At 71.6% G+C, this 13708-nt stretch carries 10 protein-coding genes; 8 read left to right on the top strand and 2 right to left on the bottom strand.

The features are described 5' to 3' along the window. Positions 1-449 precede the first annotated feature (449 nt). Positions 450-5018, top strand: coding sequence for a glutamate synthase large subunit (gene gltB, locus ACN9MM_RS10600; protein ID WP_426363380.1), 4569 nt, complete (start codon positions 450-452; stop codon positions 5016-5018). Continuing rightward, positions 5011-6471, top strand: a complete 1461-nt coding sequence (locus tag ACN9MM_RS10595; protein ID WP_382859362.1) for a glutamate synthase subunit beta — start codon at positions 5011-5013, stop codon at positions 6469-6471. The genes gltB and ACN9MM_RS10595 overlap by 8 nt, the downstream gene beginning before the upstream one ends. A gap of 107 nt (positions 6472-6578) precedes the next feature. On the opposite strand, the gene ACN9MM_RS10590 is transcribed toward ACN9MM_RS10595, so the two are convergent. Beyond that, on the bottom strand, positions 6579-7697 hold the full coding sequence (locus tag ACN9MM_RS10590) for an LLM class flavin-dependent oxidoreductase (protein ID WP_426363379.1): 1119 nt from the start codon (positions 7695-7697) through the stop codon (positions 6579-6581). Positions 7698-7785: 88 nt separating this feature from the next. Between ACN9MM_RS10590 and ACN9MM_RS10585 the strand changes: the two genes are divergently transcribed. The 6 genes from ACN9MM_RS10585 to ACN9MM_RS10560 all read left to right on the top strand — a co-directional run bounded on the left by ACN9MM_RS10585 (position 7786) and on the right by ACN9MM_RS10560 (position 12737). Beyond that, entirely contained in the window at positions 7786-8361 is a 576-nt protein-coding gene (locus ACN9MM_RS10585; RefSeq protein WP_382859367.1) for a helix-turn-helix transcriptional regulator, read from the top strand. Beyond that, on the top strand, positions 8362-9081 hold the full coding sequence (locus ACN9MM_RS10580) for a vWA domain-containing protein (protein WP_426363378.1): 720 nt from the start codon (positions 8362-8364) through the stop codon (positions 9079-9081). It begins immediately after the preceding gene. Positions 9082-9144: 63 nt separating this feature from the next. After that, entirely contained in the window at positions 9145-9525 is a 381-nt protein-coding gene (locus ACN9MM_RS10575) for a VOC family protein (RefSeq protein ID WP_426363377.1), read from the top strand. Between the two features lie 100 nt (positions 9526-9625). Next, positions 9626-10135, top strand: coding sequence for a pyridoxamine 5'-phosphate oxidase family protein (locus tag ACN9MM_RS10570; RefSeq protein ID WP_426363376.1), 510 nt, complete (start codon positions 9626-9628; stop codon positions 10133-10135). Positions 10136-10208: 73 nt separating this feature from the next. Beyond that, positions 10209-10847, top strand: coding sequence for a TetR/AcrR family transcriptional regulator (locus ACN9MM_RS10565; protein ID WP_426368712.1), 639 nt, complete (start codon positions 10209-10211; stop codon positions 10845-10847). A gap of 156 nt (positions 10848-11003) precedes the next feature. Beyond that, complete coding sequence (locus ACN9MM_RS10560) at positions 11004-12737, top strand: DEAD/DEAH box helicase (protein ID WP_426363375.1); 1734 nt, start codon at positions 11004-11006, stop codon at positions 12735-12737. On the opposite strand, the gene ACN9MM_RS10555 is transcribed toward ACN9MM_RS10560, so the two are convergent. After that, positions 12662-13558: a tyrosine-protein phosphatase gene (locus ACN9MM_RS10555; RefSeq protein WP_426363374.1), complete on the bottom strand. Its 897-nt coding sequence runs from the start codon at positions 13556-13558 to the stop codon at positions 12662-12664. The genes ACN9MM_RS10560 and ACN9MM_RS10555 overlap by 76 nt on opposite strands. Positions 13559-13708 lie beyond the last annotated feature (150 nt).

Below are 13708 nucleotides of genomic sequence, written 5' to 3'. Positions count from 1 at the left end.
CCCCGAAAGGGGCCTCTCGGTCTTTTCGCGACACCTTTTCGGGGCGAAACGCCCGTAAGCGCTGTGACGTATATCCCTGGTCCGATCCGCCGCTGCGATGAGACACTATGCGGGACGCCACATAAGTAGCCGGTTACCCGGCGGTTTCGAACCCGTGACCAACGGGAAAGAGGCCTGAGCGTCACCGGGCAACGAAGCCCACTTCCAGTGACGGGTCGCCGGAGACCCGAAGGTCTTCCGGACCCCCGATCCGTCCCCGCGGGACAGTCTCTGTCACCGCACCCCACAGGTGAACCCACACCACCGCTGCGTGTCGGCGGTGTCCGCATGCTGGAATGAGCTATCCACTTCGCGAGAAGCCAGCCATCATGTAACCTGCACGAAATTTCGCGGAGGGCCAACGTCGTCCCTCGGCAGTTGCATATGCCACGACGACGACGGGAGAGCCGATGCGTTCCGACGCCTGGTCGCCCATGGACGGTCGCCCCGCTCCGCAGGGGATGTACGACCCCCGTAACGAACACGACGCCTGTGGTGTCGGGTTCGTGGCCACCCTCACCGGTGTAGCCAGCCACGCGCTGGTCGAGCAGGCGCTGACCGTACTGCGCAACCTCGAGCACCGCGGCGCCACCGGCTCCGAGCCCGACTCCGGTGACGGCGCCGGCATCCTGCTCCAGGTCCCGGACGCCTTCCTCCGCGAGGTCGCCGGATTCGCGCTCCCCGAGGCCGGCGCGTACGCCGTCGGCATCGCCTTCCTCCCCGAGGACGGCACCGAGGAGACCGCCGCGAAGATCGAGACCATCGCCGCCGAAGAGGGCCTCACCGTCCTCGGCTGGCGCGAGGTCCCCGTCGCCCCCGAGCTGCTCGGCGCCTCCGCCCGCGCCACCATGCCGGTCTTCCGCCAGCTCTTCGTCGCCGACGGCGAGCACACGGGCATCGCGCTCGACCGCAAGGCCTTCGTCCTGCGCAAGCGCGCCGAGCGCGAGGCCGCGACGTACTTCCCGTCGCTCTCCGCCCGCACCATCGTCTACAAGGGCATGCTGACCACCGGCCAGCTGGAGCCCTTCTTCCCGGACCTGTCGGACCGCCGCTGCGCCACCGCCGTGGCCCTGGTCCACTCCCGGTTCTCCACCAACACCTTCCCGAGCTGGCCGCTGGCCCACCCGTACCGCTTCGTCGCCCACAACGGTGAGATCAACACCGTCAAGGGCAACCGGAACTGGATGACCGCCCGCGAGGCGCAGCTCGACTCCGGCGTCTTCGGCGAGGGCTCGCTGGATCGGATCTTCCCGATCTGCACCCCGGACGCCTCCGACTCGGCCTCCTTCGACGAGGTCCTGGAGCTCCTCCACCTCGGCGGCCGCTCCCTGCCGCACGCGGTCCTGATGATGGTCCCGGAGGCGTGGGAGAACCACGAGACCATGGACCCGGCCCGCCGCGCCTTCTACCAGTACCACTCCACGATGATGGAGCCCTGGGACGGCCCGGCCTGCGTCACCTTCACCGACGGCGTCCAGGTCGGCGCGGTCCTCGACCGCAACGGTCTGCGCCCCGGCCGCTACTGGGTCACCGACGAGGGCCTCGTCGTCCTCTCCTCCGAGGTCGGCGTCCTCGACATCGACCCCGCCAAGGTCGTCCGCAAGGGCCGCCTCCAGCCCGGCAAGATGTTCCTCGTCGACACCGCCGAGCACCGCATCGTCGAGGACGACGAGATCAAGGCCGCCCTCGCCGCCGAGCACCCCTACGAGGAGTGGCTGGAGACCGGGGAGATCGAGCTCTCCGACCTCCCCGAGCGCGAGCACATCGTGCACACCCACGCCTCGGTCACCCGCCGCCAGCAGACCTTCGGCTACACCGAGGAAGAGCTCCGCGTCATCCTCGCGCCGATGGCCCGCACGGCCGGCGAGCCGCTCGGCTCCATGGGCACGGACTCGCCGATCGCGGCCCTCTCCGCCCGGCCGCGACTGCTCTTCGACTACTTCACGCAGCTGTTCGCGCAGGTCACGAACCCGCCGCTGGACGCCATCCGCGAAGAGCTCGTCACCAGCCTCCGCTCCTCGCTGGGCCCCCAGGGCAACCTGCTCGAACCGACCTCCGTGTCGTGTCGCAGCGTCACCCTGCCCTTCCCGGTGATCGACAACGACGAGCTGGCCAAGCTCATCCACATCAACGCCGACGGCGACATGCCCGGCATGAAGGCCGCGACCCTCTCCGGCCTCTACCGCGTCTCCGGCGGCGGCGACGCCCTCGCCGCCCGCATCGAGGCCATCTGCGCCGAGGCCGACACCGCCATCGAGGGCGGCGCCCGCCTGATCGTGCTCTCCGACCGGCACTCCGACGCCGAGCACGCGCCGATCCCCTCGCTGCTGCTCACCGCGGCCGTCCACCACCACCTCATCCGCACCAAGCAGCGCACCAAGGTGGGTCTGCTGGTCGAGGCCGGTGACGTCCGCGAGGTCCACCACGTCGCCCTGCTCATCGGCTACGGCGCCGCGGCGGTCAACCCGTACCTGGCGATGGAGTCCGTCGAGGACCTGGTCCGCGCCGGCACCTTCATCGAGGGCCTGGAGCCCGAGCAGGCCATCCGGAACCTGATCTACGCCCTCGGCAAGGGCGTCCTCAAGGTCATGTCCAAGATGGGCATCTCCACCGTCGCCTCCTACCGCGGCGCCCAGGTCTTCGAGGCCGTCGGCCTGGAGGAGACCTTCGTCGCCACGTACTTCAACGGCACGGCCACCAAGATCGGCGGCGCCGGTCTCGACGTCGTCGCCAAGGAGGTCGCCGCCCGCCACGCCAAGGCGTACCCCGTCTCCGGCGTCCCCTCGGCGCACCGCGCCCTGGAGATCGGAGGCGAGTACCAGTGGCGCCGCGAGGGCGAGCCGCACCTGTTCGACCCGGAGACCGTCTTCCGCCTGCAGCACGCCACGCGCAACAAGCGGTACGACATCTTCAAGAAGTACACGGAGCGGGTGAACGAGCAGTCCGAGCGCCTCATGACGCTCCGCGGCCTCTTCGGCTTCACCACGGGTGCCGATGGCCGTTCGCCGATCTCCATCGACGAGGTCGAGCCGGTCTCCGAGATCGTCAAGCGCTTCTCCACCGGCGCCATGTCGTACGGCTCCATCTCCCGCGAGGCACACGAGACGCTCGCCATCGCCATGAACCAGCTGGGCGCCAAGTCCAACACCGGTGAGGGCGGCGAGGACCCGGACCGCCTCTACGACCCGGCGCGCCGCTCCGCGATCAAGCAGGTCGCCTCCGGCCGCTTCGGCGTCACCAGCGAGTACCTGGTCAACGCGGACGACATCCAGATCAAGATGGCCCAGGGCGCCAAGCCCGGCGAGGGCGGCCAGCTGCCCGGCCACAAGGTCTACCCGTGGGTCGCCAAGACGCGTCACTCGACGCCCGGCGTCGGCCTCATCTCGCCGCCGCCGCACCACGACATCTACTCCATCGAGGATCTGGCCCAGCTGATCCACGACCTCAAGAACGCCAACCCGGTCGCCCGCATCCACGTGAAGCTGGTCTCCGAGGTCGGCGTCGGCACGGTCGCCGCCGGTGTCTCCAAGGCCCACGCGGACGTCGTCCTCATCTCCGGCCACGACGGCGGTACGGGCGCCTCCCCGCTGACCTCCCTGAAGCACGCGGGCGGTCCCTGGGAGCTCGGCCTCGCCGAGACCCAGCAGACGCTGCTGCTCAACGGCCTGCGCGACCGGATCGTCGTCCAGACCGACGGCCAGCTGAAGACCGGCCGCGACGTGGTCATCGCCGCGCTGCTCGGCGCCGAGGAGTTCGGTTTCGCGACCGCGCCGCTCGTCGTCTCCGGCTGCGTCATGATGCGCGTCTGCCACCTGGACACCTGCCCGGTCGGCATCGCCACCCAGAACCCGGTCCTGCGCGACCGCTTCTCCGGCAAGGCCGAGTACGTCGTCAACTTCTTCGAGTTCATCGCCGAGGAGGTCCGCGAGCTCCTCGCCGAGCTGGGCTTCCGCAGCATCGAAGAGGCCGTCGGCCACGCCGAGCTGCTCGACACCAGCCGCGCGGTCACGCACTGGAAGGCGCAGGGTCTCGACCTGGAGCCGCTCTTCTACGTGCCCGAGCTGCCCGAGGGCGCGGTCCGCCACGCCCGGATCGAGCAGGACCACGGCCTGGAGAAGGCCCTCGACAACGAGCTGATCCAGCTCGCCGCCGAGGCCCTGGGCGCCGCTTCCGCGGAGGAGGCCCAGCCGGTCCGCGCCCAGGTCGCGATCCGCAACATCAACCGCACGGTCGGCACCATGCTCGGCCACCAGGTGACGAAGAAGTTCGGCGGCGCCGGCCTCCCGGCCGACACCATCGACATCACCTTCACCGGCTCCGCCGGCCAGTCCTTCGGCGCCTTCCTGCCGGCCGGTGTCACGCTCCGCCTGGAGGGCGACGCCAACGACTACGTCGGCAAGGGCCTCTCCGGCGGCCGTGTGATCGTCCGCCCGGACCGGGGCGCCGACCACCTGGCGGAGTACTCGACCATCGCGGGCAACACCATCGGCTACGGCGCCACCGGCGGCGAGCTGTTCCTCCGCGGCCGCACCGGCGAGCGCTTCTGCGTCCGCAACTCCGGTGCCCTGGTCGTCTCGGAGGGCGTGGGCGACCACGGCTGCGAGTACATGACCGGTGGCACGGCGGTCGTCCTCGGCGAGACCGGACGCAACTTCGCGGCCGGCATGTCGGGCGGCGTCGCCTACGTCGTCGACCTCGACCGGGACAACGTCAACTCCGGGAACCTGGAGGCGATCGAGGCCCCGTCGGACTCCGACAAGGCGTGGCTGCACGACGTCGTGCGCCGCCACTTCGAGGAGACCGGCTCGACGGTCGCCGAGAAGCTCCTCGCCGACTGGGACGCCGCGGCGGCCCGGTTCAGCAAGATCATCCCCACCACGTACAAGGCAGTGCTCGCCGCCAAGGACGCCGCTGAGCTCGCCGGTCTCTCCGAGACCGAGACCACCGAGAAGATGATGGAGGCTGCGTCCCATGGCTGACCCCAAGGGCTTCCTGACCACCGGGCGCGAAGTCGCCCAGACCCGGCCGGTGGGCGAGCGCGTCAGGGACTGGAACGAGGTCTACGTCCCCGGCTCCCTGCTCCCGATCATCAGCAAGCAGGCCGGCCGCTGCATGGACTGCGGCATCCCGTTCTGCCACAACGGCTGCCCCCTCGGGAACCTCATCCCCGAGTGGAACGACTACGCCTACCGCGAGGACTGGTCGGCGGCGCAGGAGCGCCTGCACGCCACCAACAACTTCCCGGAGTTCACCGGCCGCCTGTGCCCGGCGCCGTGCGAGTCCGCGTGCGTGCTCGGCATCAACCAGCCGGCCGTCACCATCAAGAACGTCGAAGTCTCCATCATCGACAAGGCCTGGGACGCGAACGACGTCAAGCCGCAGGTGCCCGAGCGCCTCTCCGGCAAGACCGCCGCCGTCATCGGCTCGGGCCCGGCGGGTCTCGCCGCCGCCCAGCAGCTGACCCGGGCCGGCCACACCGTGGTCGTGTACGAGCGCGCCGACCGCATCGGCGGCCTGCTGCGCTACGGCATCCCCGAGTTCAAGATGGAGAAGCGGCACATCAACCGCCGCATCGAGCAGATGCGCGCGGAGGGCACCAAGTTCCGCACCGGCATCGAGATCGGCCGCGACCTCACGTCGACGGACCTGCGCAAGCGGTTCGACGCCGTGGTCATCGCCGCCGGCGCCACCACCGCCCGCGACCTGCCCGTCCCGGGCCGGGAGCTCAACGGCATCCACCAGGCGATGGAGTACCTGCCGCTCGCCAACAAGGTCGTCGAGGGCGACTTCGTGGCCCCGCCGATCACCGCCGAGGGCAAGCACGTCGTCGTCATCGGCGGCGGAGACACCGGCGCGGACTGCGTCGGTACGGCACACCGCCAGGGCGCGGCCTCGGTCACGCAGCTGGAGATCATGCCGAAGCCGGGCGAGGACCGGAACGCCGGCCAGCCCTGGCCGACCTTCCCCATGCTCTACAAGGTCACCTCGGCGCACGAGGAGGGCGGCGAGCGGGTCTACTCCGTCTCCACCACCCACTTCGAGGGCGACGAGGACGGCAACGTCCAGTTCCTCCACCTCGTCGAGGTCGAGTTCGTCGACGGCAAGCTGACCCAGAAGCCGGGCACGGAGCGGAAGATCCCCGCCCAGCTGGTCACGCTCGCGATGGGCTTCACCGGCACGGACGTGGAGAACGGCCTGGTCGCCCAGTTCGGTCTGGACCTGGACGAGCGCGGCAACATCGCCCGTGACGCGGACTTCGCCACCAACGTCGACGGCGTGTACGTCGCGGGTGACGCCGGCCGCGGCCAGTCGCTGATCGTCTGGGCCATCGCGGAGGGCCGCTCGGCCGCCCGCGGCGTGGACCGCTACCTGACCGGCGCCAGCTCCCTGCCGGCCCCGATCCGCCCGACGGACCGTTCGCTGACGGTCTGATCCCACCGGATCACCCCGAGAACGTCCCGTACAACGACGTACGGAACTGAGCGCAGCACCTCCCGAATGTCCCCGACCGGACGCCTGGGAGGTGCTGCGGTGCGTTCCTAGCGCGCCCCGCGGAAGTGCGGGATCACGTGGGCGCCCCACTGCCGGATCGTCTCCAGGCAGGCCTCCTGGGGGACCGTGCCCATCTGGATCAGGCACATCACCTCGTCGACGCCGATCTCCCGGAGCCGTTCCACGTAGGCGATCGCCGTCGCCGCGTCCCCGTAGGCGTGGTCGGTGTTGTACGTGCCCGTGTCGACCGGGCGGGCCGGGATGTCCGCCTCGTGGAGGCGGGCGATCAGCTTCCGGCGCTCCTGGTCCAGTGCCTCCGCGTGGTCCTCGTGCTCCGCGTACCCCGTGGGGGCCGGGGCGCCGCCGTACCAGTGGGCGATCGACTCGGCGAAGAAGCGCTGCCCCCGGGTGCCGAGCCGCAGGGCTCGGGCGGCGTCGTCCAGGACGATCGTCGGGCAGAGCGCCGAGAAGTGGTCGTTGACCTCCGTGGAGACGAACCGGGACCCGTCCCGGGACGCGAGGGCCTCGTCGTACACCGCCCGCATCGCGCGGACGTCGTCGGCGCCCGCGAAGCCCATCACCAGCGCGCCGATGCCGAGTTCGGCCGCCTGCCGCAGGGAGTCGTGCTGCGAGCAGGCCATGAAGAGCGGCGGATGCGGCGTCTGGACGGGGCGGGGCAGGACCGCGCCGGGGCCGATGTCGAGCGTGCCGTGCCACTCCAGCTCCGGCTCCCGCCAGGCCGCGGCGAAGATCCGCAGGGCCTCCTCGGTCTGCGGCCGGGTGTCCTCCCGGCGCACCCCGAACATCCGGGTCTCCTGGCGCGTCGCGCCCCGGCCGGCGCCCACGTCGACCCGGCCGCCGGAGAGCACGTCGAGCATCGCGGCGCGCTCCGCGACCCGGACCGGGTGCTGGTAGCCGAAGGGCATGGTGACCACGCCGTGGCCGACGCGGATGGTCCGGGTGCGGGCGGCGACCCAGGTCAGGAAGATCTCGGACGCGCTCATGTGCGCGTACTGGGTGAGGGAGTGGTGCTCGACCGCCCAGATCCGGTCGAAGCCCATCTCCTCGGCGAGGACGGCCTGTTCGACGCAGTCGTGGATGACGCGGCGTTCGCGGTCGGGGGTCGGGTCGACGAGCTGTGCTTCGAAGATCATGGAGAACTTCACGGGACGCTCCTCCCGAAGGATTCTATGCCTAATCGAAATACTTCTAGCAGGCATAGAAGGAGGGGGGAAGGGTCGTAGACTGCCGTCCGTGGTGGACCGAGAGAGCGTGCCAGGACTTCCCGCGACCAGCTGGGCGGTGCTCGGACTGCTGTCCCACGGACGGGAGTTGTCCGGCTACGACGTCAAGAAGTGGTCCGACCGGTCCCTCGGCCTCTTCTACTGGAGCCCCTCCTTCAGCCAGATCTACAGCGAGCTGAAGCGCCTGGAGAACAGCGGTTACGCCACCTCCCGGCTCGTACCTCCCGAGGCCGGCACACGCGACAAACGCGTCTACCGCATCACCGGCGAAGGCCTCGACGCCGTCCGCACCTGGGCACGCACGGCCCCCCTCGACCCGCCCGTCCTCAAGCACGGGCCGATGCTGCGACTCTGGCTCGGACACCTCCTCGAACCCGAGCGGATGCGCGAGATCCTGCTCGCACACCGGGAGTACGCCGAGCGCATGCGGCGGCGCGCCGAGGCCGACGTGGCGGACGCGGGGGCGGACGAGGCCTGGGCCCACCCCCGGCTCACCCTGACCTGGGCCGAGCGGTACTACGCGGCCGAACGCGACCTGGCCGACGCCATGCTCGCGGACGTCGAAGCACTGGAGAGGGAGCGGTAGATGGCACTCAGCCTGCGGAAGGTCGAGGAGACCGCGCCCGCGCTCGTCAGCCTCTACAAGGAGGCGGGGGCCTCGCTGCAGCGGCACGGGATGGGCGGGCAGCGCGTCGCCGTCTACCTCGTCGTCGACTACTCGGGCTCCATGAAGCCGTACTACGCCGACGGCACCGTGCAGGCCCTCGCCGACCGGGTCCTCGGGCTCTCCGCGCACCTCGACGACGACGGGCGGGTACCGGTCGTCTTCTTCTCCACCGACATCGACGCCGAGACCGACATCCGGCTCGACGACCACGCCGGCAGGATCGACCGGATCGTCGCCGGGCTCGGCCACATGGGGAAGACGAGCTACCACCTCGCCATGGACGCCGTCATCGACCACTACCTGGACAGCGGCTCCACCGCGCCCGCGCTCGTCGTCTTCCAGACCGACGGAGGGCCGATCAACAAGCTCGCCGCCGAGCGGTACGTCTGCAAGGCGGCCCGGCTGCCGATCTTCTGGCAGTTCATCGGCTTCGGCGACCCCGGCAGCCGGCAGTTCGAGTTCCTGCGCCGGCTCGACGAGCTCGACGTGCCGGGGAAACGGCCCCTGGACAACGCCGGCTTCTTCCACGCGGGCCACGACCCGGGCCGGGTCCCGGACGCGGAGCTCTACGACCGGCTCGTCTCCGAGTTCCCCGTCTGGCTCGCCGCGGCCCGCGCCCAGGGCGTCGTCCGGTCATGACCCGCCGGCCGCGCGTCCGGAAACCTGGTGGAACCCGTCGCGGGCTCGGGCGATCATGACGCCATGAGTTCTCTCGTGCGACACGTGACCATCGACTGCGCCGACGCCTACGCCCTGGCGACCTTCTGGGCGAAGGCCCTGGACTCCAAGGTCTCCGACGACGACAAGCCGGGGGACGAGGAGGCACTCGTCGAGTCGGCCGGGGCGGGCCTCCTCTTCATCCAGGTCCCCGAGGCGAAGGCGGTGAAGAACCGGGTCCACCTCGACCTCCAGCCGCAGGACCGCACCCGCGACGAGGAGGTCGAGCGGCTGCTCGGCCTCGGCGCCACGCTCCTCGACGACCGCCGGAACCCGGACGGCACCGGCTGGGCGACCCTGGCGGACCCGGAGGGCAACGAGTTCTGCGTGGAGCGCAGCGCGGGGGAGCGCGCGGCCACCTCCTGACCCCGAACCGACCTCGCGGGTCCTGTCCGGCCCCGCCGCTCCGAAGACATCCGGAGTAATCCGGACCGTGGCTGTCGGGTATCCGGTGTTTCCTGGACCCATGGGAGACACCGGAACCACCTGGCCGGCCTTCGAGGCCGCCGAGCCCGAGTTCGCCGCGACCGTGCGGGAGCGCTTCGGGCAGTACACCCACCACGCCCTCGCCACCCTCCGGAAGGACGGCTCGCCCCGCCTCAGCGGCATCGAGGCGGACTTCCGCGACGGAGAGCTCTGGCTCGGCATGATGCCGAGCTCCCGCAAGGCCCTCGACCTGCGCCGCGACCCCCGGTTCTCGCTGCTCGCCAACCCGGGACCCGGCACCGACATGGGCGGCGGCGACGTCCGGATCTCCGGGCGGGCGGTCGAGATCACCGACCCGGAGGCACTGGACCGGTACGCGGCCGTGGCGGGCGCGCCCCAGCCCTTCCACCTCTTCCGCGTGGAGCCGACCGAGGTCGTACGGACCTGGGTGGACGGCGAGGAGATCGTCTTCCGCAGCTGGGCGCCGGGACACCCGCCGCGGACGATCCGGCGCGGCAACGACGACAGCCCGCCCCGCGAGGACGCCTGACCCCTGACCGGGCCGGCGCGGGTGGGACCAGAATGGGCACGTGCCGAACACAGCAAGCAAGAAGAAGACCCAGATGGGCGGGGGGCCCGAGCGGCGCCGTGAACTCCTGGACACGGCGGCCGAGGTCTTCGCCGCCCAGGGGTACAACGCCACCACCGTCCGCAAGATCGCGGACGCGGCCGGGATGCTCGCCGGCAGCCTCTACTACCACTTCGACTCCAAGGAGTCGATGCTCGACGAGATCCTCTCCACCTTCCTGAACGAACTGTGGGAGGGGTACGACACCGTCCTCGACGCCGGGCTCGGCCCCCGCGAGACCATCGAGGCCCTCGTCACCGAGTCCTTCCGGGAGATCGACCGGCACCGCGCCGCCGTCGCCATCTACCAGAAGGAGGCGGTGCACCTCGTCGACCTGCCCCGCTTCGGCTACCTCACCGAATCGCAGCGCAGGTTCGAGAAGGCCTGGCTCGGCACGCTGGAGCACGGTGTCGCGGCCGGGGTCTTCCGCGCCGACCTCGACGTCCGGCTCACCTACCGTTTCGTGCGCGACACCGTCTGGGTCGCCGCGTCCTGGTACCGGCCGGGCGGACAGCACAGCCCGGAGGAGATCGCCCGCCAGTACCTGTCCATGGTCCTGGACGGGATCGCCGTACGCGATCCGGAGGCGTCCGGGGCGTCCGGGGATCAGGGGGCCGGGGCGGGAAGGTCCTGAGGCGCACTATTGTTCCGGTAGAGACATCCGGGATCCGTATCGCGTTTTCCGGGAGACAGCCGGGGCCCGTATCTCGTGTTCCGGGTAGAACAGCCGGGGCCCGCATCGCGCAGGTGCGGGCCCCGGCTGTGCCGCGCACCGGCCAGGAAGGCACGAATGACCCGCTCCGAACGTTCCCAGAGGCGAGGCCCCCGCACCGCCCAGGCGAAGTCCACGTCCCAGCCGAAGGGCCCCCGCGGCGGCCGTCGTCCCGCCGCGCCCCCGCCGCCGCAGGAGTTCACTCCGCCGGAGACGGTGACGCCCGCGCTGCCTGCCGTGACCTCCTTCGAGGACCTGGACATGCCGGCCGCGCTGCTGCGGACGCTCACCGAGCAGGGCGTCACCGAGCCCTTCCCGATCCAGGCCGCGACCCTGCCGAACTCGATCGCCGGGCGTGACGTCCTCGGCCGGGGGCGCACCGGTTCCGGCAAGACCCTCGCCTTCGGGCTCGCGCTCCTCGCCCGCACCGCCGGCCGCCGCGCCGAGCCGACCGCGCCCCTCGCGCTGGTCCTGGTGCCGACCCGCGAGCTCGCCCAGCAGGTCACCGACGCCCTCACGCCGTACGCCTCCGCGCTGCGGCTGCGGATCACCACGGTCGTCGGCGGCATGTCGATCTCCCGGCAGTCCTCGTCCCTGCGGCGCGGTGCCGAGGTCCTCATCGCCACGCCGGGCCGGCTCCACGACCTCATCGAGCGTGGTGACTGCCGCCTCGACCAGGTCGCCGTCACCGTCCTCGACGAGGCCGACCAGATGGCCGACATGGGCTTCCTGCCGCAGGTCACGAAGGTGCTCAAGCAGGTCGAGCCGGGCGGGCAGCGGTTGCTGTTCTCCGCGACCCTCGACCGGAACATCGACCGGCTGGTCAAGATGTTCCTCGACGACCCGGTCGTGCACTCGGTCGACCCCTCGGCGGGCGCGGTGACCACGATGGAGCACCACCTCCTGTACGTGGCCGACGAGACCGACAAGAAGGCCGTCACGCTGCGGATCGCGGCCCGCGACGGCCGGACGATCCTCTTCATGGACACCAAGCGGTCCGTGGACCGGATGGTCAAGCGGCTCCTCGCCAACGGCGTGCGGGCCTCCGGGCTGCACGGCGGCCGCTCGCAGCCGCAGCGCAACCGGACCCTGGACCAGTTCAAGACCGGCCAGGTCACGGCGCTCGTCGCGACGAACGTGGCGGCCCGCGGCATCCACGTCGACGACCTCGACATGGTCGTGAACGTCGACCCGCCGATGGACCACAAGGACTACCTGCACCGGGGCGGCCGCACGGCCCGCGCCGGCGAGTCCGGCAGCGTCTTCACCCTGGTCCTGCCCGAGCAGAAGCGGGACATGGGCCGGCTGATGTCGAACGCGGGCATCAGCCCCCGTACGGCGCAGATCAAGTCCAGCGACGAGGAGCTCGTCGAGCTCACCGGCGCCCGGGAGCCCTCGGGCGTCCCCATTGTGATCGAGACCCCGCAGCCGACCCCGCCGCGCAAGGCGGCAGGGGCCGGCGCCGGCACGGGCGGCGGCCGTCGCCGTCGCCGTCCGGCCGGTTCCGGAGCCGGTGGTACGGGCACGGCCGCACCGGGCTCGGGCCGCGGCTCCGGCACGTCCGCCGGCCGCGGGTCCGCCACGTCCACCGGCCGGGGCTCCGGCGCCGCGACGGGCACGGGCCGGGGTTCCGGTGCCGCGGCCGCCGCGGGTCGCGGCTCCGGTTCGGGGCGGGGCTCCGGCGCCGGTGCGGGCGCCGGTCGAGGTGCGGCGGCCGGTGGCGGCCGGGGCGGGCGTCAGGCGCCCGGCGCCAGCCGTTCGCGGAGCGCCGCGAGCTCCCGCAGCTCCAGGCCGAGGCCGACCGACACGTAACGGAAGAGGCTGCCGTAGGAGGTGCGGACCTGGTCGAGGGCGGTGTCCAGGTACTCGGCCCGCACCTCCTGGAGCGGCACGATCAGCTCCGGGTTCTGCATGAGCCCGCCCTGCTTCAGGCCCTCCCGCACCCGCGCGTCGTACGCGGCGCGGAAGGTGTTGGAGGCCAGGTAGTCCGCGCGGGCGGAGCTCTCGGGCACCCCGAGCAGGGTGAGCAGGAGGTAGCTCGTCCAGCCGGTGCGGTCCTTGCCGGACGTGCAGTGCAGGAGCAGCGGTCCCCGGCGGGGATCGGCCAGGTCCCGCAGGGTGGCCGCGAGGGCGGCCCGGTTCGCCGCGTCGGTGACGAAGGGCCGGTACACCTCGCGCATGAAGGCGGCGGCGCGCCCGCCGCCGAGCATCTCCTCCTGCCGCACCGGGTCGCGGGAGCCGATCGCGGCCATCAGCTGCCCGAAGAGACCGTTGTCGGTGACGGGCCGGGCGACGCGGGCCGGGCCCGCGGGCAGCCGGTCGGCGCCGTCGTACTGGACCTCCTGCGCGATCCGCAGGTCGACCACGGTGCCGAGGCCGAGCCCGGCGAGGGTGGTGAGGTCGGCGTCGGTGAGCTTGGCGAGGTGGTCGCTCCGGTAGGCGAGGCCGTGCCGGACGCGGGCGCCGTCGTAGGTGACGTAGCCGCCGAGGTCGCGGACGTTGACCGCGCCCTGGAGCGGGATCTGGCGGATCGCGTTCGCGGCGCGGGGGCGGGCGCCCGCTTCCGCGGGCAGGGCCGAGAGCAGGACGGCGGCACCGGTGGTGGTGAGCAGTGCGCGGCGGGACAGGGGCATGGCTGGACTCCCTTGCGGACTGACGGACGTACGGCGCACAGGGCCGTACGGCTGACGGACTCGGGTGGGACAGCCGTGGGCGGACGGGCCCGCGGAACGCGCGGCCACTCTTCCATCAAACGTTAGTTAGGTGACCTGGCGGCAAGGAAC

The organism is Streptomyces sp. E-08, from assembly GCF_049913095.1.
In the GTDB taxonomy this organism is placed as follows: domain Bacteria; phylum Actinomycetota; class Actinomycetes; order Streptomycetales; family Streptomycetaceae; genus Streptomyces.
Note: the sequence above shows the minus strand (reverse complement) of the source record. Positions and strands in the feature narration are given on the sequence as shown.

Excerpts from the sequence above, each read along its gene's own strand:
- ACN9MM_RS10555 (WP_426363374.1), bottom strand. The coding sequence starts at position 13,558 with ATGCCCCTGTCCCGCCGCGCACTGCTCACCACCACCGGTGCCGCCGTC.
- gltB (WP_426363380.1), top strand. The coding sequence starts at position 450 with ATGCGTTCCGACGCCTGGTCGCCCATGGACGGTCGCCCCGCTCCGCAG.
- ACN9MM_RS10575 (WP_426363377.1), top strand. The coding sequence starts at position 9,145 with ATGAGTTCTCTCGTGCGACACGTGACCATCGACTGCGCCGACGCCTAC.
- ACN9MM_RS10570 (WP_426363376.1), top strand. The coding sequence starts at position 9,626 with ATGGGAGACACCGGAACCACCTGGCCGGCCTTCGAGGCCGCCGAGCCC.
- ACN9MM_RS10595 (WP_382859362.1), top strand. The coding sequence starts at position 5,011 with ATGGCTGACCCCAAGGGCTTCCTGACCACCGGGCGCGAAGTCGCCCAG.
- ACN9MM_RS10565 (WP_426368712.1), top strand. The coding sequence starts at position 10,209 with ATGGGCGGGGGGCCCGAGCGGCGCCGTGAACTCCTGGACACGGCGGCC.
- ACN9MM_RS10580 (WP_426363378.1), top strand. The coding sequence starts at position 8,362 with ATGGCACTCAGCCTGCGGAAGGTCGAGGAGACCGCGCCCGCGCTCGTC.
- ACN9MM_RS10560 (WP_426363375.1), top strand. The coding sequence starts at position 11,004 with ATGACCCGCTCCGAACGTTCCCAGAGGCGAGGCCCCCGCACCGCCCAG.